The sequence below is a fragment of the Pseudomonas sp. TH37 genome, from assembly GCF_016650735.1.
GTDB lineage: Bacteria > Pseudomonadota > Gammaproteobacteria > Pseudomonadales > Pseudomonadaceae > Aquipseudomonas > Aquipseudomonas farris.
The window spans coordinates 115,816-140,358 of sequence record NZ_JAEKFD010000002.1 but is presented as its reverse complement, the minus strand read 5'-3'; the positions used below and the strand labels follow the sequence as shown (position 1 = coordinate 140,358).

At 60.2% G+C, this 24,543-nt stretch carries 19 protein-coding genes; 5 read left to right on the top strand and 14 right to left on the bottom strand.

Going from position 1 to position 24,543, the window contains the following annotated elements; genetic code table 11:
• Positions 1-137 precede the first annotated feature (137 nt).
• Positions 138-593, top strand: a complete 456-nt coding sequence (locus JFU11_RS05725; protein ID WP_201060032.1) for a MarR family transcriptional regulator — start codon at positions 138-140, stop codon at positions 591-593.
• 122 nt (positions 594-715) lie between these two features.
• Here JFU11_RS05725 and JFU11_RS05720 read toward each other — a convergent pair whose 3' ends face one another.
• The 7 genes from JFU11_RS05720 to JFU11_RS05690 all read right to left on the bottom strand — a co-directional run bounded on the left by JFU11_RS05720 (position 716) and on the right by JFU11_RS05690 (position 12,047).
• Positions 716-2,359 carry a fatty acid--CoA ligase gene (locus JFU11_RS05720; protein WP_201060031.1) on the bottom strand — a complete coding sequence of 548 codons (1,644 nt, stop codon included), beginning with the start codon at positions 2,357-2,359 and terminating at the stop codon, positions 716-718.
• 23 nt (positions 2,360-2,382) lie between these two features.
• A complete protein-coding gene (locus JFU11_RS05715; RefSeq protein ID WP_201060030.1) occupies positions 2,383-4,161 on the bottom strand; it encodes an acyl-CoA dehydrogenase C-terminal domain-containing protein in 1,779 nt (592 codons plus the stop codon).
• A gap of 7 nt (positions 4,162-4,168) precedes the next feature.
• Entirely contained in the window at positions 4,169-6,685 is a 2,517-nt protein-coding gene (locus JFU11_RS05710; protein WP_201060029.1) for an MMPL family transporter, read from the bottom strand.
• A 31-nt stretch (positions 6,686-6,716) separates the two neighbouring features.
• Positions 6,717-7,790: a YCF48-related protein gene (locus JFU11_RS05705; RefSeq protein WP_201060028.1), complete on the bottom strand. Its 1,074-nt coding sequence runs from the start codon at positions 7,788-7,790 to the stop codon at positions 6,717-6,719.
• Positions 7,791-7,940: 150 nt separating this feature from the next.
• Positions 7,941-9,299, bottom strand: coding sequence for a DUF1329 domain-containing protein (locus JFU11_RS05700; protein ID WP_201060027.1), 1,359 nt, complete (start codon positions 9,297-9,299; stop codon positions 7,941-7,943).
• A 41-nt stretch (positions 9,300-9,340) separates the two neighbouring features.
• A complete protein-coding gene (locus JFU11_RS05695) occupies positions 9,341-11,353 on the bottom strand; it encodes a DUF1302 domain-containing protein (protein WP_201060026.1) in 2,013 nt (670 codons plus the stop codon).
• 127 nt (positions 11,354-11,480) lie between these two features.
• Positions 11,481-12,047, bottom strand: a complete 567-nt coding sequence (locus tag JFU11_RS05690; RefSeq protein ID WP_201060025.1) for an alpha/beta hydrolase — start codon at positions 12,045-12,047, stop codon at positions 11,481-11,483.
• A gap of 355 nt (positions 12,048-12,402) precedes the next feature.
• Between JFU11_RS05690 and JFU11_RS05685 the strand changes: the two genes are divergently transcribed.
• Complete coding sequence (locus JFU11_RS05685) at positions 12,403-13,455, top strand: AraC family transcriptional regulator (protein WP_123721017.1); 1,053 nt, start codon at positions 12,403-12,405, stop codon at positions 13,453-13,455.
• A gap of 286 nt (positions 13,456-13,741) precedes the next feature.
• Here the strand turns inward: JFU11_RS05685 and JFU11_RS05680 are convergent, their stop codons facing one another.
• The 7 genes from JFU11_RS05680 to JFU11_RS05650 all read right to left on the bottom strand — a co-directional run bounded on the left by JFU11_RS05680 (position 13,742) and on the right by JFU11_RS05650 (position 20,137).
• Complete coding sequence (locus tag JFU11_RS05680) at positions 13,742-14,752, bottom strand: putative sulfate exporter family transporter (RefSeq protein WP_123721016.1); 1,011 nt, start codon at positions 14,750-14,752, stop codon at positions 13,742-13,744.
• Positions 14,749-15,075: a Rieske 2Fe-2S domain-containing protein gene (locus JFU11_RS05675; protein WP_123721015.1), complete on the bottom strand. Its 327-nt coding sequence runs from the start codon at positions 15,073-15,075 to the stop codon at positions 14,749-14,751. Before JFU11_RS05675 ends, JFU11_RS05680 begins: the two co-directional genes overlap by 4 nt.
• On the bottom strand, positions 15,072-15,734 hold the full coding sequence (locus JFU11_RS05670) for a DsbA family oxidoreductase (RefSeq protein WP_201060024.1): 663 nt from the start codon (positions 15,732-15,734) through the stop codon (positions 15,072-15,074). The genes JFU11_RS05675 and JFU11_RS05670 overlap by 4 nt, the downstream gene beginning before the upstream one ends.
• Positions 15,731-17,062 carry an MFS transporter gene (locus JFU11_RS05665; RefSeq protein ID WP_123721013.1) on the bottom strand — a complete coding sequence of 444 codons (1,332 nt, stop codon included), beginning with the start codon at positions 17,060-17,062 and terminating at the stop codon, positions 15,731-15,733. Before JFU11_RS05665 ends, JFU11_RS05670 begins: the two co-directional genes overlap by 4 nt.
• 92 nt (positions 17,063-17,154) lie before the next feature.
• On the bottom strand, positions 17,155-18,207 hold the full coding sequence (locus JFU11_RS05660; protein ID WP_201060023.1) for a 3-keto-5-aminohexanoate cleavage protein: 1,053 nt from the start codon (positions 18,205-18,207) through the stop codon (positions 17,155-17,157).
• Positions 18,208-18,293: 86 nt separating this feature from the next.
• Positions 18,294-19,142 (bottom strand): TauD/TfdA family dioxygenase, encoded by an 849-nt coding sequence (locus tag JFU11_RS05655; RefSeq protein ID WP_123721011.1) that lies wholly within the window; start codon positions 19,140-19,142, stop codon positions 18,294-18,296.
• 14 nt (positions 19,143-19,156) lie between these two features.
• Positions 19,157-20,137, bottom strand: a complete 981-nt coding sequence (locus tag JFU11_RS05650) for a quinone oxidoreductase (protein WP_123721010.1) — start codon at positions 20,135-20,137, stop codon at positions 19,157-19,159.
• A gap of 236 nt (positions 20,138-20,373) precedes the next feature.
• Here JFU11_RS05650 and JFU11_RS05645 point away from each other — a divergent pair, with 236 nt between their 5' ends.
• From JFU11_RS05645 to JFU11_RS05635, 3 genes are all read left to right on the top strand, one after another.
• Complete coding sequence (locus JFU11_RS05645) at positions 20,374-21,876, top strand: PLP-dependent aminotransferase family protein (protein ID WP_201060022.1); 1,503 nt, start codon at positions 20,374-20,376, stop codon at positions 21,874-21,876.
• A 106-nt stretch (positions 21,877-21,982) separates the two neighbouring features.
• Positions 21,983-23,053: a TIM barrel protein gene (locus JFU11_RS05640; RefSeq protein WP_201060021.1), complete on the top strand. Its 1,071-nt coding sequence runs from the start codon at positions 21,983-21,985 to the stop codon at positions 23,051-23,053.
• A 51-nt stretch (positions 23,054-23,104) separates the two neighbouring features.
• Positions 23,105-24,370, top strand: a complete 1,266-nt coding sequence (locus JFU11_RS05635; RefSeq protein WP_201060020.1) for an MFS transporter — start codon at positions 23,105-23,107, stop codon at positions 24,368-24,370.
• Positions 24,371-24,543: the final 173 nt, after the last annotated feature.

Here is a 24,543-nt window from a genome sequence, read left to right as displayed (position 1 = left end):
TCGAACCGGCCATAGTCGAAAGTCAGAGCTGTTCCGACACAATCGCATACGCGGTATATTTTGCCTTTACGAGCTTATGTTTGGCGGCATCAAAAGATCGCAGCCTTCGGCAGCTCCTACGGCCAACGAGGAAGCACATGAAACCCACCGACAAGACGGCTCCCGCCAAGCTCTCCGACTTTCTGTGTTTTGCGGTCTATTCCACGAACCTGGCCTTCGGCAAGGCCTACAAGCCGATACTCGAGCAGCTGGGGCTCACCTATACGCAATACATCACCATCGTTGCGCTATGGGAGGAAGACAATCAAACCGTGGGCAGCCTGGGCGAGAAGCTGTTTCTCGAATCGAACACGCTCACACCGATCCTGAAGAAGCTGGAAGCGATGGGCTATCTACAGAGGCAGCGTGATCCCGAGGACGAGCGGCAGGTGCGGATCAGTCTGACGAAGAATGGTCGACAGTTGCGCGAAGGCCGTCCCGAAATGGGCCTCTCCGACGCAACCGGCCTGACACCGGACGAGTTCACGCAGATGCAGAATGCGATCGTGAAACTGCGCAACAATCTCATCAAATCGACGAAAGCCGGGGAATGAGTGACTACTGATCGTTTTTCGGACATGAAAAAGCCCAACCTTTTCAGATTGGGCTAGTCATTGAATCATAGGGTCGGGACGGCGTGATTCGAACACTCGCCCCAGGTACCCCATCTTCTTTTTCACCCCAATTCGCTTTCCCGAATCAGCTTCTTATCAATCTTCCCAACGCTGGTTTTAGGAATCTGCGCGACGAACTTGAACTGCTTGGGGATCGCCCATTTGTTGATGCGGCCACGCTCGACAAACCCTTGCAAATGCACCTCCAGGATCTTGCGGTCGAGATACTGCCCAGGCTCGCACACCACCAGCGCCATCGGCCGTTCACCCCATTGCTCATCGGCAATGCCCACGACCGCGACCGACATCACCGCCGCGTGTTCGCTGATCAGGCTTTCCAGTTCCAGGGAGCTGATCCACTCCCCTCCCGTCTTGATGACATCCTTGATTCGATCTTTGATTTCCACTCCTCCCAAGGCGTCGATAGAGGCCAGATCGCCGGTGTGCATCCAGCCGTTGTGCCACAACTCGGCGCCCTTTTCGGGCTCCTTCAAATAGCCTTGGGTCAGCCAGGGTGCGCGCACCACGATCTCGCCCAGAGACTCGCCGTCATGGGCAACGTCATTGCCATTGGCATCGATGATTTTCAGGTCGACCATCGGCACCGGCGTGCCAGTCTTGATGCGGGTGGCCAGTTGGGCTTGCGTGGATTGTTCGAGGTCTTCATCACGCAGGTACGTCAGGCACAGCAATGGGCATGTTTCCGACATGCCGTAACCGCTGTGCACCTGAATACCTTGGGCGCTCGCTTCGCTGGCAATTCCCAGCGTCAGTGCGCTGCCACCCAAGAGCATTTTCCAGCCATCGAAACGGGTCTGTCCCGCTTCCTCGCAGCTCAAGATCATCTGCAGAATGGTCGGCACGCAGTGGGAAAAAGTGACCTTTTCCTCACGATACAGCCTGACCAGGCTGTTGGGTTCGTAGCGGCCGGGGTACACCTGCTTGAGCCCCATCAGGGTGGCGACATAAGGCACACCCCAGGCATGCACGTGAAACATCGGGGTGATGGGCATGTACACATCATCGGAACGCAGCAACGGCAGGCCTTGATAGACGCCCAAAGTGCCCACGGCATTCAAGGTGTGCAGGACCAATTGGCGGTGGGTGAAATACACGCCTTTAGGGTCGCCAGTGGTGCCCGTGGTGTAGAAAAGGGTCGCCACCGAGTTTTCATCGAAATCGGGAAAGTCGTACTGGTCTGCGGCCCTGGACAATACGTTTTCATATTCCCCCAGCACCGGTAACCACGTATCGATTACTGTGTCGTCCGTGAGCTGCAGGTAACCTTTGACGGTTTCAAGCCGCCCCTGAATCTGTTCAACCAGCGGCAGGAAATCATCATGCACCAGCACCAGATCGTCCTCGGCATGGTTCATGGTGAAGAGCACCTGATCCGGCGAAAGACGAATGTTCACGGTATGCAGCACCGCGCCGATCATCGGTACCGCAAAGAAGCATTCCAGGTAGCGATGGCTGTCCCAGTCGAGCAAGGCCACGGTATCTCCGGCCTTGACGCCGGCAGCGGTCAAGGCGTTGGCCAGCTTGCGGATCCGCTGGTTGAGGGTCTGGTAGCTGTAGCGCAATTTGTCGGCGTAGACGATTTCCCGGCCCGGTTCGTAGCGCACGCCGGACAGCAATAATTGCTTGATCAGCAAGGGATAGGCATAGGCGCCATCGGCGGGCGGAATTATTTTTGTCGCCATCATGGTTGGGTTCCTTGTCCTTTCGATCAGAAGTGCGCTGCTTCCAGCTCGTAGAGGCATTCGCTGCCAGCCTTGGCCGACGCGCTCAACGAGTGGATGCGCGGCAGCAGGCGAGCGAAGTAGAAGCGCGCGGTAGCCAGTTTGCTGACGTAGAAATCGTCTTTGGAATGCGTGCTCATGGCAGCCTTGGCCATTCGTGCCCACATGTAGGCGTACGCGGTGTAGCCGAACACGTGCAGGTACTCGACCGAAGCCGCGCCGATTTCATTCGGGTTGCTCTGGGCTCGGTCCAGCAGCCATGCGGTCAGTTCGTCGAGGGTGTCGACAGCGGCGTTCAACGGTTTGGTGAACTCGCCGAGGTCAGCGCAGGCATTGGCGGTAAATTTGCGGATTTCCGAAGCGAACAGCCGGTACAGCGCCCCGCCGCTTCCGACGATTTTGCGCCCGGCCAGATCCAGTGACTGGATACCGTTGGTGCCTTCGTAGATCTGCGTAATGCGCACATCGCGAATCAATTGCTCCTGGCCCCACTCGCGGATGTAGCCGTGGCCGCCGAAGATCTGCTGGCCGTGCACCGTGGTTTCCATCCCCATGTCGGTGAGAAACGCCTTGGCCACCGGGGTCAGCAGCGACACCAGTTCCTGGGCGCGGGTGCGGGTTGCCGCGTCATCGCTGTACTTGGCAGTATCCAGTTGCAGCGCCACGTAGCTGGAGAACGCACGCCCGCCCTCGTTCAAGGCTTTCATGGTCAACAGCATGCGTCGTACATCCGGGTGCACGATGATCGGGTCGGCGGCTTTATCCTTGTTCTGCTCGCCAGTCGGTGAACGACTTTGCAGACGATCACGGGCGTATTCGATTGCGTTCTGGTATGAGCGCTCACCCAACGCCAGACCCTGGATGCCTACGCCAAGGCGCTCGTAATTCATCATGGTGAACATCGCCGCCAGGCCCTTGTTCGGCGCATCGACGATCCAGCCTGTCGCCCCGTCAAAATTCATCACACAGGTGGCGGATGCCTTGATGCCCATCTTGTGCTCGATGGAACCGCAGGACAGCGAATTGCGCTCGCCCAGCGAGCCATCGTCATTGACCAGCACCTTGGGCACCAGAAACAGCGAAATTCCCTTGGGACCGGCCGGTGCATCCGGCAACCGGGCCAGCACCAAATGAATGATGTTTTCGGTCAGGTCGTGCTCGCCGCCGGTGATGAAGATCTTGCTGCCGCTGATCTTGAAACTGCCGTCGGCCTGGGGTTCGGCTCGGGTGCGAATCAGGCCCAGGTCAGTGCCGGCATGCGCCTCGGTCAGGCACATCGAGCCGGTCCAGGTGCCGGCATACATGTTCGGCAGATAGCGTTCCTTGAGTTCCTGACTGGCGTGGGCATTGATCGACAGGCACGCACCGGCGGTCAGCATCGGGTACAGACCAAACGACAGACTCGCCGAGTTGACCATCTCCTCGACCTGAGCCGAAATCGCCTTGGGCATGCCCATGCCACCGAACTGCGGATCGCCACCAACACCCACCCAACCGCCTTCGGCGAATGCCTGGTAGGCCGCGACAAAGCCGTCCGGCGCACTGACCGCGCCGTTGCTCCAGGTGCAGCCCTGCTCGTCGCTGCTGCGGTTCAGCGGCGCGATCACTTCGGCGCTGATCTTGCCGGCCTCTTCAAGAATGGCGGCGGCCGTTTCTTCATCAATCACCTCGGCCAGGCCAGGCAATTGGGCCCATAGCCGGGACACCTGGAAAACCTCGTTGAGTACGAAGCGCATGTCGCGCAAAGGAGCTTTGTAATCAGACATTGTTGGCTTACTCGGAAGTGGTCAGGGCATGCGGCATGTCCTGACGTTGGGATGTACGGGCTTCACCGGTTTGCGCCACTTGGGCTTGTGGAACCGGGTGACGTAGCAAGAAGTACGACAGGGCTGGAATCAGGATCAGCGCGCCGAGCATGTTCCACAGGAACATGAAGGTCAGCAGGATGCCCATGTCGGCCTGGAACTTGATCGGCGACCAGACCCAGCACACCACGCCCGCCGCCAGGGTGATGCCCACCAGACCCACCACCCGACCGGTAAACGACACGGCGTTGCGGTAAGCCTGACTCAGCGGCAGACCCTGACGCTGGTAATGCAACTGCACGCTGAGCAGGTACAAGGCGTAGTCCACGCCGATGCCCACGCCCAATGCGATCACCGGCAGAGTCGCGACTTTCACGCCGATGCCCATGGCCACCATCAACGCCTCGCAAAGGATTGAGGTCAGGACTAGAGGCAACAGGGCGACCAGGGTCGCGCGCCAGCTGCGGAAGGTGATCAGGCAGAACAACGTCACCGCCGCATAGACATAAAGCAGCATGGTGCGATTGGCTTCGCGCACCACAATGTTGGTCGCCGCCTCAATCCCGGCCGACCCGGCCGCCAGCAGGAACTGGCGATCTTCGCTGTTGTTCTCCCGGGCGAATTTTTCCGCGATGCCCACCACGGCATCCAGCGTCTCGGCCTTGTGATCCTTGAGGAAGGTGATCACCGGCATCAACGAGCAATCGGTGTTGAACAACTCCGGGGAGTTGACCGAGGCTTGCTGCGCGGCGTAGTTCAGCACGTCCTGATTGCGCTGGATGCTGTTGAGCTTGGGGTTGCCTTCATAAGTGCCGGCGGTGATTTGGCGCACCGCGTTGACCAACGAAGCCGTGGCCTGTACGCCCGGATACTGCTGCAGCTCCCAGGCCAAACGGTCGGCGAGAACCAGCGTCTTGTAGTTCAAGCAGCCTTCCGGCGCGGTCTTGATCATCACCGCGAACAGGTCGCTGGACAGCGCGTAGTGGCTGGTGATGTAGGCGTTGTCACGGTTATAGCGAGAGTCGGCACGCAATTCCGGCGCGCCACTTTCCAGGTCGCCGATCTTCAGCTGCAAACTGACCATGAAGCCGCCGATGCCCATCAGCACCGCGACCAATACTGCCCCCGTGGCCCATTTGCGTGTCGTGAAGCGGTCGAGCAAGTCCCACAGTTTGCCGAAGCCTTTATGCCCTTCTGCACGCGTGTCGATTTTCAGCGCACGCTCGGCAGCCTTGGTGCCGACGCCGACATAAGACAGCGCCACCGGCATCAGCAACAGCGAAGTAAAAATCAGCACCGCCACACCGATACTGGCAGTGATCGCCAGGTCGCGGATCACCGGAATGTCGATCAACATCAGCACCGCGAACCCGACAGCGTCGGCCAGCAACGCGGTGACGCCGGCAATGAACAGGCGGCGAAAGGTGTAGCGTGCGGCGATCAGCTTGTGGGTGCCACGGGCGATGTCCTGCATGATGCCGTTCATTTTCTGCGCCGCGTGAGACACACCGATGGCGAAGATCAGGAAAGGCACCAGCACTGAGTATGGGTCGATGGCATAGCCGAGCCAGGCGACGATGCCGAGTTGCCAGACCACCGCGATCAGCGAGCAGCCGACCACCAGCAAGGTGCTGCGCACGCATCGGGTGTAGGCGTAAATGATGATCAGCGACGTGACGACGGCCAGGCCGAAGAACATCATCACCTGAATCAGGCCGTCGATCAGGTCGCCCATCAGTTTGGCGAAACCGATCACCCGGACTTTGTACTGGCCCTTGCCCTCCTCCCCGGCCTTGCGTGCCGCGCTGTCACCGGCGAACTCGATCTTGTCGCGCAACTGCTCCTCGAGCATTTGCGAAAAGGCGTGGTAGTCGATGCGCTGACCGCTGGCCGTGGCTTTGTCCAGCAGCGGAACAATGAGCATGCTCGATTTGTAGTCGCTGGCCACCAGACTGCCGACGATACCGGCGCGGGAAATGTTCTGGCGCAGCTGTTCTATTTCTTCAGGCTTGCCCTGGTAGGTATCGGGCATCACCGGGCCACCCTGAAAACCTTCCTCGGTGACTTCGGTCCAGCGCACCGCCGGGCTCCACAACGACTTCATCCAGGCGCGGTCGACGCCTTCGGTGACGAACAGCTGATCGTTGACCTGTTTGAGTACGTCAAGATAAGCGGGGTCGAAAATATCGCCCTGAGTGTTCTCCACCACCACCCGTACCGAGTTACCCAAACCGCGCAGCGACTGACGGTTTTCCAGGAAATTCTGAATGTACGGCTGGCTCTGCGGAATCATCTTTTCGAAACTGGGACGCAGCTCCAGGCGAGTCGCGGCCATGTAGCCCAGCACCACGGTGGCCAGCGCCATCAGCAGCATGAACAGCGGGCGATAGTTGAACACCAACCGCTCCAACCGATTGCCGGAATGGCGGTCGAAATCCCGCAGATCGCGGATCACCGGCATGGTTTCTTGTTTGGTATGGCCCATGTCTGGGTTCTCGCTCTAAGGGTTCGAGGGCTTATTCAACGGACAGCATCCGTGCACCACGGCTGCCAACCACCACCAGAGCACCGTCGGCGGACTGAGTGGCGCCGGTCACCGGTGTCGGTGCCCGTTGCTGAACCAGATGCAATTGCGCACCTGCGCCCTGGCTGACCAGCATCTGCCCGCCCAGGGTGAACAAGCGGTAATTACCATGGGCATCGACGATGCCGGCGGTGATGCTGACGTGCAGGCCATTCTTCAGCGGGGTCCAGCTGTGACCGCCATCGGTGCTGCGCAGCACATTGCCGCGCAAGCCGTAGACGAGCGCTTCGCCGGGCTTGCCGAGCACACCGAAAAAACTGCCCTGATAGGGCGTCTGCACGGCAGCGAACCGCTGTTGGGTGTCATTCCACTTGAGCAGCAGACCCTGCTCTCCGGCGATGTACAGCGCATCGCCGGTAGAGGCGATGGCGTTGAGGTGAAAGCCCTGCGGGTTGTCGGTGCGGTCCTGAAACGGTGTCCAGCTCTGGCCGCCGTCTTCGGTGCGCAGGATCAGGTTGAACACCCCGACCACATAGCCGAGGCGGTCGTTGGCGAACCAGACATCGAGCAACGGTTTGTCGGCCCCCTGCGCCATCAGGCGCTCACCTTCGGCAACCAGCAGTGGCCATTGCTCGTTGCCCGGTTCTGCACTGGCCAACGCGCCGTAATGCTTGACCAGCAAGGCACCGATCTCGCGGCCGTCCAGTTGTTTGCGCCAGGTCGCGCCAGCGTCACTGCTGTGCAACACCACGCCGTCGCCGCCCACCGCCCAGCCTTGGGTGGCGGAAGGAAAACTCACGGCATTGAGGTCGGCACTGACCGGCACCGCCGCCTGCTGCCAGTGTTTGCCGGCATCATCGGAATACAGAATGTGGCCACGCTGCCCGACTGCGACCAGACGATCGCCGGCGCGAGCCATACCGGATAACGGGCTGTTGGCGGCCAAGGCGCTGACCCTGGCCGGCAGATCCAGCACGTCGACATAAGCGGACGCCTGGCTCAGGCCCTGCAACGTTGCAAGCAGAGCGCCGAGCGCCAGCTGCAGGTAATTCTTGTACGAACACATACCGCGTCCTCTTCGGATAACCGCGCCGGGACACACGTCCGTGTGCCTGACGTTCCAACCTGGCGCCCGCAACGATCGGCATGCGCCGACCGTCGTGCGGTCCCCTGCCTTGCAGGCAGCAGACCGAACAGACGCTTTGTCACGGTTTGCTTAGCGAATCCCGCTACCGGCCAGGGACTCAGGCGACCACTGCGCCTTGGAGAGCGGATCGATGTACTTGATGCCGCCGTAAGGGCCGACCACACCGTTGATGTTGTAAGAGCCACCCACCAGGTCGTAGATCATGAAGGGCGTGGAGTCCGGGATCTGCTTGTCGTAGCTCTGGCTGAGGAACGCGAACGAGCCACGGTACAGCTGACCACGAGCGTCGTATTGGTCAGAGGCCAGAGCGGTCCAGCTGTCTTCATCGAGGTAGAAGCGACGCTTCTGATAGATGTGTCGGGCGCCGGACTTGAGGTTGCCCTCCACCACCCAGACCCGGTGCTTTTCCCAACGCACATAATCCGGTGCCAGGTGATTGGCAGTGGTCAGCGACTTGGGATCCTGGGCGTAGGTCAGCTTGTAGGTGTTGTAGGGCACGATCATTTCTTGCTTGCCCACCAGCTTCCAGTCGTAGCGGTCCAGCGCCCCGTTGAACACGAAAACATCGTCGTAGGTGCCGGCACCGGCGGTGCCAGGGTTAGGCGTGTCGTAAGCCAGGTTCGGTGCCAGCTTGACCCGACGTTGGCCAGGCAAGTATTGCCAGGCGCGGCGCGGTTGCTGCAGCGGGTTGGCGGCGTCCTTGAGCATCACCGCTTCACCGGCCCGGCGCGCAGGCCCGGTATAGGACAGCTTCATCTGGTAGTACACGTCGGCGCTGCTGATCGGCTGCGCGAGGTTCTCGTAGATCGGATAGGAAATGAACGCCTGCCCGGTGGTCGCCAGGGTCGGCACGCCAGCGGAATCGACGTTCCAGGAGTCGTACTTGGAGTTGATGTTGACGCCCTGATAACGCAACAGGAAGTTCCACATCGCCTCGTTGCCCGACTGCGGAATCGGGAACGGCACGCCGGGCAGCACGTTATCGACGGCCAACCCACCCTCAAGGGATTTGGCGCCGGTGGCATTTTTCACCCCATTGTCCAGCACAGCCTTGGGCAAAGAGACTGTACGGTGGGTCGGGTAGACATTGACGTGGAAGCTTGGGAAACGCTTGGCCAGTTCCGCCGTGGTTGCACTGAGCAAGCCCTTGTACTGATCGACGTTTTTGCCATCGATCACCAGCAATGGTTTTTCGTTGGCGAAGGGATCCGGACGCATGCTGTCACCGGATTTGAAACTGGCCGGCGGCGTGGTCAAGCCACCGTCATAGGCGGGGATGGAACCATCAGCGTTCCCGGCCTTTTCGGCCCCCACCAGGGTCAGGCTGCTGCCCAACCGGGCAGCGTCCTGAGTTGAAACAGCGGCCTGTGCCTGGGCGGCAAGGACCATGGCCAGCGAAGCGGCCAACACGGTTTTTGCGAATTTCATCTTGTTATTCTCCTGCTTGCATTGAGCAAATCAGTGGTGAATCAAAAAGTGGTTTTCATCGTCAGGTAAACGGCGCCACGGTCCTCAGTCGTGGCACCACCACCGGAGAAGGCCGAGTAGCCACCGCCGTAGCACGCGTAGTTTTCATTGCCGCTAAAGGCATTGGGTGTGGAGCCGTCGCCGCTGCCGGCATTGGCCGCACCGGTGCTCAGACCACTGGCGTCGCACTTGTCGGTCTTGCCGAAGGAGTCCACGTACTTCAGGTCGATGAAGTATTTGTTGTACACAACGGCACCCACGCCCACGGCATAGTTGCCGGTGTCTTTGGCACCGCCACCAGACACCGGTGACACGCCGTCAAGGCCGACGTTGATGGACATCGGTGCGTTGAGATCGACGCCGGGAAACACCTGGTACCAGGTCGGCGTGAAGTTGACCGCGATGCCCCAGTTGTCCCGGGTTGGCTGGTCGATGCCGCGATAGGTGTCCTTGCCCTTGTAGAGCGCTTCGTTCTTGCTATCGAGCTTGAGCAGGTTGCTGTAGTACAACTCGGCGAGCAGGCTGGCCGAATCGAACACCGGTGTTTTCGGGAAGGTCATCAGGCCGTTGAGCGTCCAGTGCAACGTGTCACCAGTGGCACTCATGCTGTCGCCCTTTTGCGGGGTGTCGTAGATCACCCCGGTGGCCGCCGTGCGGGCCGGCAACAGCCCAAGACCTGCGCCCAAACCCCGCGGCCCTGTCGAGCTGACAACGGCTGGAATACTGGCCAGCGGCATGTTGTGACGAATGTTCAGGTCTGAACCCACACTGATACCGCCCACATCCTTGGACAGGCTCAGGCCGAAGATCTGAATGTTGTCGGCATAGGCCAATTGATAGGTGCTGGTGCTCAACGAATTGAGGGTGTTGACCACCGCCGGCACCATGCCGGCAGGCGGGGTACCGTTGGGATTGGCCGAGGTCAGCCCGGTGGCGTTCAGCCAGGCTTGCGGCAGGATTTCCGACGTATTGCGGTAGTAAACACCGAGGGTGCCATCCAGCCAGGCCGGCGACCACTTGGCCATCACGCCCCAGTCTCCGCGCTTGTCCGGCGTCAGGTCGTGACCGCGACGCACATTGGTCAGCCCGTTGCAGGGCGCCAGACCACAACCCAGTGGGCTGCCCGGCACCACGCCATTGGTGTTTCCCAACAGGAACGACTGCGCACCGAAGCCGACCAGATCGGAGCCGCCATAGTAAGTACCGGCTTCAGGCAGGCGGGCGGCATCCCAATCGAGGAAATACTGAGCGCCCACTGTCAACTCGGGATTGACCGTGAACGACATCGACAACTGGTTACGCGGAACGAACAGTTCCTTGGCTTCAGTTCCCGGCGAGGCGGCCAGTTTGGCCAGGTCGAGGCCGGACTGGCCGTAGCTGATCGAGTGCACCGGGTTGAGGATGGTTTCACCCCAGAACACGTTGTGTTGACCGGCCTTGACGCTCAACAGCGACTCCTCGCCCACTTCGGTGCTGTAGAACACGAAGGCATCGAGGATTTCGCCGGAAGGACCGGTGTAGTAACGCTGGGCGTAGTTGCTCAGGTGCGGGCTGCCATTGCCGACATTGTCGCCGGTGACCCCGGCCAGGCGCGGATCGTTGGCGACCAGACCCGACCGTGCGTCATTGCCGTTGACGAACGGGTTGGAATTGGAACCGGTGTTCTCGTACGCCCTGTCGTACCAACTGGCGGCACTGACGCGAAAGCCCATGTGGTTCTGGTAGACCACATCCATTTCGGTCAACAGGTCAACACGGTTGGTGATGTTGGTCCCGGCCTTGCGGAAGTTGTAGTCGCCATCGTTGTTGTTCGGTGTCGCCAACATGCGCTTGTCGGCGCTTTCGGTGCGTACGCCGTAGTTGTACTTCACGGTGTTATCAAAACGCACGGTCCAGTCCGGGTTACCTGTGTCGAGTTCGACCGCCTGCGCGACCGGCACGGCGGCGGCCAGAATGGCCGAGGCCAACAAGGTGTAACGCGAGGGTGCGAACCCGTGACTCTTATTGTTGTGCATTGCGTTGTCTCCGCCTTTTTGTATTTGTTTTAAGCGCAGCCGCCCTCGCGCAACCCTTGTTCCAGGGATTTGCGTTTTTCAGGAGTGAGGGCAAATGCCGGATGGCTGGGGCCAACCGGCGCCTGAACTAGCTATCCAGCGCCAGGATGAGTGCTTCGGCTTGCGGCCAGTGGCCAAACCCTGCAACCGGATTGAGATGACCCACCTCGCCCACGTTGAGCAGTTCGCTGCCCCAGCCCTCAGCCAGTCGAGTGACGGCGTCCAGGCTGGCGAGGTGGTCGTTGGTACTGGCGGCCACCAGACTGCGGAACGGCAGTGGCCCTTTTGGTAGAGGATTCCAACCCTGGGTGCGCAGGGTTTCAGCGGATGGGTAGCCTTGCGGCCAATGAGCATCGAGATCCGGAGGCGTGGCCAACAGCGCGCCCTTGATCGGCCGACTGTGCTGCGCAGCCCAGTGCGCGACCATCAGCACTCCGGCGCTGTGAGCAACCAGAATCACCGGCCCTTCGATCTGCTCCAGCTCGCGCTGAATCGCTTCGACCCGCTTGGCGCAATCGAGCTTGTCGGTTTCCAGCGGCGGCACACTGCGCACCTTGCAGAGCCTTGCCTCAAGCAGCGTTTGCCAATGCTCGGCAACGTGCTCACGCAGACCCGGTACGATCAGAACGGTTGCGGCAGTTTGCAGTTTGTCCACTTCAACACCTTCGCTTTCTCGATGACTCGACTGGCTCTATCGCCAGGGGCTTTTTGTAGGACTGACATTAAAGAGCGCCCACCCGAGGTGCTTTTCATTGGACGTCAGGCACTTTTCTTTTCATGACAAATTTCCAGGTGTTGGCGTGCCCCGACCATTGGTCGAAAAACCCCGCAGCTTCGCTGTGGGTCACTGTAATCAATGGGTGAGCGTCGATTGCTCGACAACAACGGAGGTGATTCTGGACAGAATCGGGCGAGCGCCCTCGACAACGTCACAACTGTTCAATTGCTGATGTGCTGGATATAGTCGCCACGCTCATCTGAATCGCAACCGGCCCAGGAAAGACCTTCGCATGCCCAAGCTTGTTCGCGCCGCCGTCTTGACCAACTACCTGGAGGTCACCCAGTACCTGGGGTTCAATCCGCGCGATGTGCTGGCCGGCGTCGGCCTGAGCAAAGCGCTGCTGCAAGCGCCCGAACACCGCATCCCCATTGATGCCGCCGTACGCCTGCTGGAAGATTCGGCCGCCGCCAGTGGCTGCCAGAGCTTCGGCCTGAGCATGGCTGAGTCGCGCCAGCTCTCGGACTTCGGTGTGGTCAGCTTGTTACTCAGCCACCAGCGAACGCTGCGAGATGCGTTGCAAGTGTTGGTGCATTACCGTCATCTGATGAACGACTCGCTGGCCCTCTTCATCGAAGAGGCCGGCAAGATGGTGATTATTCGCGAAGAGGTGGTTACTGAATCGCCGATGCCTTGCCGGCAAGCCAATGAACTGGCCATCGGGGTGATGTTCCGCCTGTGCGCCGCCCTGCTCGGCACCCACTGGCATCCCTACAGCGTCAACTTCACGCACCAGCCTCCCGACAACCTGCAACTGCATCGCCGCCTGTTCGGTTGCAAGCTGGAATTCGGCAGCGAGTTCAACGGCATTGTCTGCTCCGACGCCAGCCTCGACGTGACCAACCCCAATGCCGACCCGGCCATGGCGCGCTATGCCCAGAGCTACCTCGACTCGCTGCTGAGTCACGAAGGTCCCTCGATGCTGTTCGAGGTGCGCAAAGCCATCTACCTGCTGCTGCCGATGGGACGCGCCACCATCGAGCAGATCGCCCAGACCCAGGGCATGAACGTACGCACCCTGCAACGTCGCCTGAAAGACGACGGCTGCGCCTTCAACGACCTGATCAACGACGTGCGCCGCGACCTGGTGTTGCGCTACCTGGAAAACCCGAATTATTCGCTAGGGCGCATTGCCGACATGCTCGGCTATTCGATGGCGAGTTCCTTCACCCGCTGGTTCATCACCCAGTTCGGCATGCCGCCCGCCGCATGGCGCAGCGCGCAAAAGCACACCGTCAAAGCTCCGCCGGACTTGACCACCCTACCCGGCTCCCGCGAGCCCTGAACCGGACGCAACAGACGCAGGGCATGCAAAAAAAAGCGGCGACTGCTGGTACAGTCACCGCAAAAGAACCGGTGTTTATAGCACCGGCCGAGGAGTCAACGCAGTGCGGCCCTGTAGCAGCTGCCGAGCCCGCGAGGCTGCGTTCGGCTGCGAAGCAGTCGTAAAACCATGCAACGCGGTGTGTCAGTCAACCCGCGCATACCGGATTTGCGAGGACTTCGTCCTCGAACGCAGGCTGCGCCAGCTGCTACAAAAAGTGCGCCGCAGCCAGTATTTTTTAACGGTCTTACAGCCCCCAGCGCAGCAACAACAGCACCAGCACGATAAGGAACACCGTCTCACCCACCATCAGCAGGATGGGCTTGATGCCGACAGCGGCCAGCTCCTTGAGCTGGGTCTTCATGCCCAGGGCGCTGATGGAAACCACCAGGCACCAGCGCGACAATTCATTGACCGATCCCTGCACCACCGGGGCTATCCAGCCGGTGCTGTTGATACACGCCAGAATCAGAAACCCGACGGCAAACCATGGCAGCAGCGGCGGTCGTTTGCCGGCCGGGTCGGCGCCCTGCATGCGGGTAATCATGGCGGCGCAGACGATCACCGGCAGCAGCATGGCAACCCGCATCAGCTTGATCACCGTGGCTGTATCGCCGGTCTCGGTCGACATGCTGTAACCGGCACCGACCACCTGGGCGACATCATGGATGGTCGCCCCCAAGAACACGCCCGCCACTTGCGGCGACAACGACAGCCAGTTGGCAATCATCGGGTACACGATCATCGCCAGGGTCGACAGCGCCGACACCCCGATCACCGTGAATAACGTTGCGCGTTCTTTCTGCGGATGGTTCGGCAATGCCGCCGCCAGCGCCAACGCGGCCGACGCACCACAAATCGCAGTAGCCCCACCGGTGAGCATGCCGAACAAACGCTGGAATCCCAGCGCCTTTGCCGCGATCACCGAAACGCCGATCGTCACCACCACAACAATCACCACCAGCGCCACAGGCTTCCAGCCCAGCGCGGCAATCTGTTCGAGCGTGATGCGCATGCCCAGCAACGCCACGCCAATGCGCAACACCGTGCGTGCGGTGAACTCGATGCCCGCCTTGCAGGCGCCGTCACCGGCCAGGAAGTTCAGCGCCATGCCCAACAGCAAGGCAAACAGCATCACCGGCGCGCCGTAATGCTCGGACAAAAAGGACGCAGCCGCCGCCACGATCAGGCTGACGACAAAACCCGGCGCCAGTTCGCGCGTTCGGCTATGGATACGGGTAAGAGCGATAGCGCTCATGGCACGGACTCCTCGGGAACGATGACGATAAATGCCTGGCCGTCGATGATCTCGACCGGGTAGTTGGCGACTTTGAGCTGGGTTGAATTGAGCAAGTAACCGCTGCGCAAATCGAAGCGCAGGCCATGGGCGCAGCACTGAATCACTCGCCCCTCAAGGCGCCCGCCACACAGCGAGGCGCCCTGGTGCGGGCAACTGTCGTCGATGGCGAACAGGTCACCTTCGATGTTGAATAACGCCAGGCTTTTGCCATCGAATTCGAACAGCGCACGACCACCCGCCTGCGGGAGTTTTCCGGCAGGTACGGGGATACGAAGACTCATATCGGTTGCCGCTCATGAGCATTTTTGAGCAAGGCTTCGCACATGGCATCAAGCAGCGCTTCGGCAGGCTGTGCGCCCACCACCGTCAGGCGATTGTCGAACCGAAAACTGGGCACGCCGTTGGTGGCCCAGGGGAAACCATCAAAGGGACTGGCGTCGCCCAGCAAGCAGTCAGACACGGCGCCCGCTTCAACGCCGCACGACCGGGCGATGGCGATCAAGGTCTCACGGCAACCCAGGTCTTCGCCGTTCTGGAAATACGCCGCGAACAAACGCTCAAGCAAGGCATCACGCAGCTCAACATTGCCCAACACGCTGACACGCTCCAGCAGACGATGGGCGTCCGCGGTGTTGGGCATCGTCGTGATGCGGCTCAAATCGATGGCCAGCCCAACGTCCATGGCGGCCTGCTGCACCTGGGCCTGGCGCATCGCTACAACTTCAGGGCTACCCAGACGCTTGCGATAAAACTCGGCGAAGAGTTCACCCTGTGCCGGCAGCTGCGGCAGCAATTGCACCCCGTGCCACACCGTGATGATTTCCACGCAGGGCTGCTGGACACGCAGCTGGTCTTGCGCGCGCTCCAGTTGACGCTTGCCGATCAGGCACCACGGGCAGATAAAATCGAAGAACACATCAATACGTAAACGACCACTCACAACTTCACCTCTAACGCCGCTTTGCCAATCGAATCGTGGACTTGCTCACCTCGAAGCCGGGCGATGTCCTTGTGGTAGTGACACTTGGCATAAAAGAACACGGCCGCTGCCGCGATGCTGACCAGTGGCACCATTTGAAAAGCGGCCTGCAAGCCGATGAGGTCGGACACCCTGCCGGTGATGAACGGCCCAGGCGCCAGCCCCAGCATGTTGTTGGCCAGGGTCAGCGTGGCGAACGCCGTGCCGTGGACCGAGTAATGGGTCAGGTTGGCAACCATGGCTCCGCAAGGGCCGGTCGTGCCGGCGGCAATCAACATGCCCAGGCAGATCAGCGCCAATTGCACAGGCCCTGCCGGCAGGGCGAACGCTGCCGACAACAGCAGACAACTGCCCAGGCAATAGGCGATGGCCAAAGCGACTTTGCGCTCCGGCGAATGGCGACACAGTCGATCGCTGAGCATGCCGCACAGGATCATCCCCGCACCGCTGCACAGCACGATGATCGCCGCGACGCCGCCCGCCTTGTCCGTGGCCATGTCGTAATAACGATTGAGGTAACTGGGCATCCACACAATGACGGTGCCGCCGACGAACAGTTGCAAGCCACTGCCGATGTAGGCAGCGATCACCGAGCGGCTGGAAAACAGCGTGCGCAAAGGACGCTTGACCGCAGCAGCCGTTTTGTTCGCCACCTGGGCGGCACGTTGCGGCGCAATGCGTGCTTCCTTGACGATGATCGGATAAAGCACCGCCAGCAGCAGGCCGAACAGCGACATACCGGCGAACGACCAGCGCCAGCCAAGCTTGGCGGCTATTGCCCCGCCCAGCGCCATCCCTAATACCGAACCGAACATGCCACCCGCCATAAAGGCACTGGCCAGGGTTGCACGCATGTGTTTGGGAAACACCGAAATCACCACCGCGATCCCGACGCTGCCGTACGCCGCTTCGCCGACGCCGACCATGAACCGTGCAATGAACATCTGCTGATAGTCCTGCGCCAACGCGCAGCCCAGCGTGGCCAGACTCCACAGCAAAGCCATCAGCGCCAAGCTCTTGACCCGGCCGAAGCGATCCGCCAGCAATGACAGGGGAATTGTCAGCAGCCCCACCATCAGGGCGACAATGCCACTGAGCAGGCCGAGCTGACCGTCGCTCAGGGCCCATTCGCCCTTGAGCATCGGGAACACCGCGTTCAGTACCTGACGCGACATGTAATCGGAAATCAACAAGCCGAACGTCAGTGCAAAGACGATCCAGGCATACTTGCGCGCAACGCCGACGCCACTGCAGTCATCATCGTCTGCGGCGATTGGGTGAAAGGCCATGCAGCCTCCTCAAAGCTTTGTTTTATTGTTGTTATCAAGCGTGTTGCAATGCAGCGAGCGGGAAGCCATTGACCTCCCGCGTCGTCTGCCGATCAGCCGCGTTGCGGCACACCTTTCTGCCCGGCCTTGCGGTTGGGGGCCATGCCATTGGCCAACAGGGTTTCTTCGATGCTTTGGTACTGCACACCGATGCGATAGATCGCGCGGGCTTCTTTGCCCGTGGCGATTTCCCGACCCAGTTCATGGGCGATGCGTACGGTTTGCTTGATCTGCGCAACTGAGCCGAAACGATCGCCCTTGTGATCAATGATAGTGTCTTCATTGCCCACACGCGGGTGCATCCCCATGGCCATCGACATGGTGTTGAACGGCATGACGTTCTTGAGCAGCGACTCGGAAGTCAGGGTGCAACCGTCCGGCGCGCGGTGGATGAAGTTGAAGAAGTTGAACGGATTGGGGCCATCGAAACCGCCGCCGATACCGATCCAGGTCAGGTTCAACGGGCCCTTGTAGACGCCCTTGCGCACCAGGCGCTCAAGGGTTTCCATGGCATGCATGCCGGTCAGCTGGAAGTGCGGCTGGATACCGTTGTCCATCAGACGCTTGAGGTGTTCCGCGACCCAGGCCGGGCCCGCCGGTACGGTCATTTCGCTGTAGGCCGCCTGATAGGCAGGATTGGCCAGGGACGTGCCTTCCAGGTATTCCGGATACAGCAGCTCCATGATGTTCATCTGGGTGGTGTTGATGGCCACCGTGACCTGATCCGGTTTTGGCGTCAGCTCGGCCAGCATGTGGCGCGTATCGTCAGACAGCCACTTGGCGCCTTCGCCATCGCTTTCGGGGGCGAAGGAAATCGAACCACCGACCTGGATGATCATGTCCGGCACGGCTTCACGCACACCGGCGATCAACTCATTGAACTTGGACAGACGCTTGGAACCCTTACCGTCCAATTCACGCACGTGCAGGTGCAATACCGTTGCGCCCGCCTCATAACAATCAACCGCCTTCTGCACCTGCTCGTCCATGGTCAGCGGGATGTCTTCAGGGAAATCTTCCGGCATCCATTCGGGGCCATACGGGGCCACGGTGATCACCACCTTTTCCATGTTTTCCGGGTGCAGGGAATCGTCGAAGAATTGCATGAGTTACTCCTATTCTTATGATTGTTACGCACGCCCAGATCGTGCCGGGCAGGCGTGTCTACGAGAGCGAATGCAGCGGCGGTCGATCAGTAAGTCTTGTCGCCGATGATGCCGGCGCGTTCCATCTTGCGATGGCACGGCGGGTAATCCATGACGGCGTAGTGCTGGGTACTGCGGTTGTCCCAGATGGCGATGCTGTTGGGTTTCCAGCGCCAGCGCACCTGATACTCGGGGATGTAGGCCTGGCTGATCAGGTAGCGCAGCAGCTCACTTGCACCCGGGTTGGCGTCCTGGCCGAAGCGCACCCGCTCGGGGGTGTGGTAGTTGCTCAAGTGCGTCGTGAAGGCGTTGACAAACAGCACCTTTTCCCCGGTTTCCGGGTGGGTGCGCACCACCGGGTGCTCGGCATCCGGGTACATCGCCTTGAGCGCCAGACGCTTTTCGATCGGCATGGCGGCACCGAAACTCGCTTCGATGCTGTGGCGGGCGCGCAGGTCGGCGATCTTCACCTTCACGTCTTCCGGCAAGCGCGCATAAGCCTCGACCATGTTGGCCCACATGGTGTCGCCGCCCACCGGTGGGCACTCTACGCAGCGCAGCACGCAACCCATCGGCGGCGCCTCGCGCCAGGTAGCGTCGGTGTGCCAGGCGTTTTCGTAACGGTCCATTGGCTGGTCCGGCCGCTTGTAGATGCGCACCAGCCCTGGATGATCCGGATCACTGCCGGCCACCGGATGATCCTCCAGCTCGCCAAAGCGCCGGGCGAATGCCACATGCTCGGCGCGAGTGATGTCCTGATCACGCAGAAACACCACCCGATGCTTGAGCAGCTGAGCACGAATCTCGGCAAAAAGACCGTCGTCATGCACCGCGTCGGCGAGGTTGACGCCCACCAGCTCCGCGCCAATGCTGCAGGTCAATTGTTCGACTTTCATGGCAGACAACTCCCTTAAATGACGAAAATCGATGAGCCCGTGGTCTTGCGTGATTCCAGGTCGCGATGGGCCTGCACGGCATCCTGCAAAGCATAGTGCTGGTTGATCTCGATCTTGATCCGACCGCTGCCGACATGGTCGAACAACTCACCCGCCAACACGGCTTTTTCCGCCGGGTCGGCGATGTAATCGGCCAGGGCCGGACGCGTCATGAACAGCGAGCCTTTCATCGCCAGCAGTACCGGATCGAAGGCCGGGATCGGACCGGATGCCGTGCCGACACACACCATCAGGCCGCGGCGCTTGAGCGAATCCAGGGAGCCCATGAAGGTGTTCTTGCCAACACTGTCGAACACCACGTTGACCCCCACGCCGTCCGTCAGCTCGCGAACGCGTTGGGCGACGTCTTCATGGCTGTAGTTGATGACATGCTCGCAGCCATGGGCCCGGGCAATTTCACCCTTTGCCTCGGTAGACACGGTGCCAATGACGTTCAGACCGAGCAGCTTGGCCCACTGCGAAACAATCAGGCCTACACCACCGGCAGCGGCGTGCAACAGAATGCTGTCGCCGGCCTTGAAGTCGTAAATACGCCGCATCAGGTACGACGATGTCAGGCCGCGCATGGTCATGGCCGCGGCGGTCTCGAAACTGATGGTTTCCGGCAGCTTGATCAGCGGCGCGGCCGGGATCAGACGCTCGGTGCTGTAGGCACCCAAGGTATTGAGAAAACCGGTGTAAGTAACGCGATCGCCGACTTGTACGTTGGTCACCCCTTCGCCGATGGCCTGGACCACACCGGAGGCTTCAACCCCCATGCCGTTGGGCATCGGGATCGGGTAAGTGCCATTGCGAAAGTAGGTGTCGGCATAGTTCAGGCCCACCGCCACATGACGAAGACGAACCTGGCCTGGACCGGGATCGCCGACTTCGACCTCTTCATAACGAAGGACTTCGGGACCACCGGTTTCGTAGAAGCGTACGGCTTTGGCCATTTTTTCTTATTCTCCAGTCTCAAGTTGGGCGTGCTGCGTCGAATTGCGCTGATTGGACTGTAGGACGCCGTCTGGCGAGTCGCTTCTCATCAGACGACAATGGCTTTTCATTTCATGACAGTGTGCGTTGCATCAACGTCTGCTATGGATGACTTATCCAGTGCCTCTCGATACCCTGCGCACCTCGGTATGATGGTGTTCCAGGTCAAACCACCCTCCCTCCAGACGAGCATGTGATGAAATCCCCTGCAGGTTTGCTGCTGTCGGCTATTGAGCTGGACCGTGCCAGCGCCATCCCCCTGTACCGCCAACTCTATTTGCAGATTCGCAAACAGATTCTCAGCGGAAAAATGCAAGGGGGCGTGCGCCTGCCGTCGACGCGGACCCTGAGCAAAGAATTGGCGCTGTCGCGGATCACCATTCTCAATGCATTCGATCAGCTGATTGCCGAAGGCTTTTTGGCGTCGCGTACCGGGGCGGGCACCTATGTCGGCGATGAGTGGGAGAGCCGAGGGATTGCCGACGAAGAGCAGCGCCAGCCACCTCGCCTGTCCGACCTGAGCCAGTCCATGCTGTCGCTGCGCAGCAGTCACTTTCGCGGGGTTTCCTATACCGATTGGGACCCCGCGACCCCCACCTCATTCCTGCCCAGCCACAGTACCTACGACGCGTTCCCCCTCGCTGTGTGGCGGCGCTTGATGAACCGCCACCTGCTCAAGCCGACCAAGGCCATGCTTGGCTATGGCGAACTGCAAGGGTTACAGGCCTTGCGCACGGCGATTGCCGAGTACGTCTTTGATGCCCGTGGCATCGACTGCAGCGCCGAACAGGTAGTGATCGTTTCCGGCGCCCAGCAAGCCTTCAACCTGTTGGGCATGCTGTTGCTCAATCCGCACGACAGCGTGTGGATGGAGGACCCAGGACACATCGCGGCGCGCATTGCGTTGCAGGCCCAAGGGGCTCAGGTGGTCCCGTTGCGGATCGATGAACAAGGGATTGATATTCAGCAAGGCCTGGCCGAGTGCCCCGACGCCCGCCTGGTATTCACCACGCCATCTCGCCAGCATCCCTTGGGCGTGACCATGAGTTATGCGCGGCGCCAGGCGCTCATCGATTGGGCTGCGCAGTATCAAAGCTGGATCATCGAGGACGATTGCGACAGTGAATTTCGCTACAGCGGCCGCCTCCTCCCCGCGCTCTACGCCATGGACCAGATGGCTCGAGTGATCTACGTCGGCACCTTCAGCAAAGTCCTCTTCCCCTCGCTAAGACTGGGCTATGTGATATTGCCGCAAGCCCTGATCGAACCCTTCTGTACCCTGCGCGCGGTGATGGATCGCAGCCCGCCCACGCTTCTCCAGGCGACGACGGCGGACTTCATGCGCGAAGGCCACTTCCTCGGCCATATTCGCCGCATGCGGGCGCTGTACCAGGCTCGCCAGCAAGCACTCCTCGAGCAGCTTCAGCAACAGCTGGGCGGCTTCTTCAACATTACCCCGGTGGAAGCCGGCATGCACCTGATCGCCTGGCTGCCACCCACGCTTGATGACGACGTGATCGCCAGGGAATTGGCCCGGCACAACATCCACACCTATGCCCTGAGCGACTACTGCCTTGAGCACGTCCTGCCACCTGCCCTGCTCATCGGTTTCGCCGGGACGCCTGAGGGCCAGGCGCAGGAGCGCGTCGAAGCGCTGGCCCGGGCCTTGAGCAAAATGGGGTACCTGCAGGCCACTTGAGGTAAGTGGTCTTATGATTTAACTGATAATGGATCTATCGAGAGTTCCTGACTGGCGCGATAAAGGCTGCGCCGGCAGACCCGGCGTCTGACCAGGAACGACTCGAATGAACAATAAGATCCAAGAGCGATTCAATGCCTTGCTCAGCCACAAGGCTGCCGAGGCAGGAACACCTCCCCTACTGACAGAAGCATTGGCCCGCCAACTGCTCGACCGCCTTGGGCAGATGCGCTTGTTTGCGCATGCCTATCCCTTGCTGACCAACCTCACCCATGGCCGTGTCACGCCTGCCGACCTGCTGGATTTCTCCTATCGCCACGAATTGCAGGGTCTGAGCCTGCATTTGCTCGACGGCGAGGAAAACAGCCTGAGCCAAATGACACCCGCACAGCTGCAGACGTTTGCCGACAAGGCCAATGCGCTCGGACTGGATGTGCACCTGGAAATCAGCAGCACGCTGAAAAAAGATGTCGATCAGGTGATCGCCATTGCCAAAGCGCTTGGGGTTCGCAACATCCGCGTTTACTCACGTTACGAGGGGACGCTGTCCCGGGTCATGGACGTGATCGAGTCAGACCTGCACTACCTCGCGCAGCAAGCAGACGAGCACGACCTGTTCTTCGACTTCGAGCAGCATGAGGAACTCAAGAGCGCCGAAATCGCGCAACTGCTGAGCCGGCTAAACCACCCACGGCTGCATGCCTTGTTCGACTTCGGCAACATGATCAATGCCTGCGAACAGCCCCTGCCGGCGCTGCGGACCCTGGCACCGCATATACGCCAGACCCACCTCAAGGGTGTGCGCATCGTCCCCGAGCACAACGGCTTCGGCCATTACGGCGTGCTGCAGGGCAGCGACGATGACGACCTGCCAAGCGCTCGCATGCTGTTCGAGCTGTTGATGCTCGGCGACTCAACCCCGCAGGTGATCGCGTTCATTCTTGAGCAGGAAAACCACTACGTCGCCCCGGCGTTCCGCCAGACCTCTGAGGCTGCCGATCCATTCATTGCGTACCGGGAAATGAGTGACACGCCACTCCCGGACGGCTACTCGCTCGAACGAATGCTCGCCGACGAACACCGTTGGGCGAACAACCAGGTCGCCTATGTACGAGGCCTGCTGGCCGAGTTCCGAACCCTGGCCGAGTTGACCCTGGCCAACCCCGCTAATCCCTGAACCTGACACGACAACCAGCACTGCTTACCCGAACACGCCTGGAGAACAATAATGACAACTCGTGACAAGGCCAAATGGCTCAGATTCCTGATTCTCATCCTCGGTGGTGGCACCATCTACAAGCTGGCGAACCTCAAAGACGCCTTCTACATCCCCATGCAAGAATTCATGGGCTTGAGCCACACTGAAATCGGCATGCTGCTGAGCGCCAACGCCATCATCGCCACCGCACTGTTTGTCGTCGGCGGCATGCTCGCCGACCGCTACGACACGCGAAAACTGATCCCCATCGGCCTGATCGGTACCGGTGGCCTGGGGCTGTATCTGGCGACCTTTCCGCCTTTCAGCAATTTGCTGATCGTGTTCAGCCTGTTGGCCGTCTGCGCCGATTGCATCTTCTGGCCCTCGCTGCTCAAAGCCATCCGCAATCTGGGTGACGATCAGGAACAGGGGCGGTTGTTCGGGCTTCTGGAAGGTGGGCGTGGCGTCATTGATACCTTGGTCGCCTTTTCTGCACTGGGCGTTTTCGTCGCCATGGGCTCCGGTGAAACCGGTCTGAAATCGGCAATCCTCTTCTACTCGGTCATCGACATTCTTGCCGGAACCCTGACCTGGTTCCTGCTCAAGGGCAGCAGCGCGCAGACGATTGCCAAGCCGAAGAACGGTATGTCGAACCTGCTTGAGGCCATCAAGGTGCCGGGCATCTGGCTGGTCAGCCTCAACGTGTTCATGGTCTACATCGTCTACTGTGGCCTGACCTATTTCATTCCCTATCTCAAGGAAATGTACGGGCTGCCCGTGGCACTGGTGGGCGTCTACGGCATCATCAATCAGTACTTCCTCAAGATCCTCGGTGGCCCCGCCGGTGGTTTCATTGCCGACAAGCAGTTCAAGAGCACCAGCCGCTATTTGAAGTGGGCATTCCTGGCCTTGCTGCCGTTGATGGGCGTCATCCTGCTGATCCCGAAAAGCCCGAGTTTTATCTATGCGGGCATGGCAGCCACACTGTCCTTCGCGCTGATTGTATTTTCCATGCGCGGCGTATTCTGGGCGCCCATGGGTGAAGTCGGCATCCCTTCGCACATCACCGGTTCAGCCTTCGGTATCGGCTGCCTGATCGGCTACGCACCGGGCATGTTCGCTTACGTCATCTACGGCGCAATCCTCGACCATTTCCCGGGTCAACAAGGCTACAACTACGTCTTCAGCTTGATGAGCCTGTTGGCCGTTCTTGGGTTCATGGTGTCCAGCTTGCTGTATAGGACTGTTCGGAATAAATCCATGCCAATGGGTGCCGTTAGCGCGGCGCAAAGCTGATCGGGTAATCGTCGCCTTCATTGAACAGGCCAAGGCCTTTCGGTGAAGGCGGTCGGTTCAGGCCCTAACCCTGGACTTGAAATCGTCTGGGATGCAATGCATAACAAAAATGCCCGCGTCTTGCGATCCGGGCATTTCGTTCACCGGCTGAGTGGCGTTTTTATCTCTGTCTG

What these genes read in the sequence shown, in the direction of transcription:
- JFU11_RS05725 (WP_201060032.1), top strand. Translation starts at nt 138, where the DNA reads ATGAAACCCACCGACAAGACGGCTCCCGCCAAGCTCTCCGACTTTCTG.
- JFU11_RS05720 (WP_201060031.1), bottom strand. Translation starts at nt 2,359, where the DNA reads ATGATGGCGACAAAAATAATTCCGCCCGCCGATGGCGCCTATGCCTAT.
- JFU11_RS05715 (WP_201060030.1), bottom strand. Translation starts at nt 4,161, where the DNA reads ATGTCTGATTACAAAGCTCCTTTGCGCGACATGCGCTTCGTACTCAAC.
- JFU11_RS05710 (WP_201060029.1), bottom strand. Translation starts at nt 6,685, where the DNA reads ATGGGCCATACCAAACAAGAAACCATGCCGGTGATCCGCGATCTGCGG.
- JFU11_RS05705 (WP_201060028.1), bottom strand. Translation starts at nt 7,790, where the DNA reads ATGTGTTCGTACAAGAATTACCTGCAGCTGGCGCTCGGCGCTCTGCTT.
- JFU11_RS05700 (WP_201060027.1), bottom strand. Translation starts at nt 9,299, where the DNA reads ATGAAATTCGCAAAAACCGTGTTGGCCGCTTCGCTGGCCATGGTCCTT.
- JFU11_RS05695 (WP_201060026.1), bottom strand. Translation starts at nt 11,353, where the DNA reads ATGCACAACAATAAGAGTCACGGGTTCGCACCCTCGCGTTACACCTTG.
- JFU11_RS05685 (WP_123721017.1), top strand. Translation starts at nt 12,403, where the DNA reads ATGCCCAAGCTTGTTCGCGCCGCCGTCTTGACCAACTACCTGGAGGTC.
- JFU11_RS05680 (WP_123721016.1), bottom strand. Translation starts at nt 14,752, where the DNA reads ATGAGCGCTATCGCTCTTACCCGTATCCATAGCCGAACGCGCGAACTG.
- JFU11_RS05675 (WP_123721015.1), bottom strand. Translation starts at nt 15,075, where the DNA reads ATGAGTCTTCGTATCCCCGTACCTGCCGGAAAACTCCCGCAGGCGGGT.
- JFU11_RS05665 (WP_123721013.1), bottom strand. Translation starts at nt 17,062, where the DNA reads ATGGCCTTTCACCCAATCGCCGCAGACGATGATGACTGCAGTGGCGTC.
- JFU11_RS05660 (WP_201060023.1), bottom strand. Translation starts at nt 18,207, where the DNA reads ATGCAATTCTTCGACGATTCCCTGCACCCGGAAAACATGGAAAAGGTG.
- JFU11_RS05655 (WP_123721011.1), bottom strand. Translation starts at nt 19,142, where the DNA reads ATGAAAGTCGAACAATTGACCTGCAGCATTGGCGCGGAGCTGGTGGGC.
- JFU11_RS05650 (WP_123721010.1), bottom strand. Translation starts at nt 20,137, where the DNA reads ATGGCCAAAGCCGTACGCTTCTACGAAACCGGTGGTCCCGAAGTCCTT.
- JFU11_RS05645 (WP_201060022.1), top strand. Translation starts at nt 20,374, where the DNA reads ATGAAATCCCCTGCAGGTTTGCTGCTGTCGGCTATTGAGCTGGACCGT.
- JFU11_RS05640 (WP_201060021.1), top strand. Translation starts at nt 21,983, where the DNA reads ATGAACAATAAGATCCAAGAGCGATTCAATGCCTTGCTCAGCCACAAG.
- JFU11_RS05635 (WP_201060020.1), top strand. Translation starts at nt 23,105, where the DNA reads ATGACAACTCGTGACAAGGCCAAATGGCTCAGATTCCTGATTCTCATC.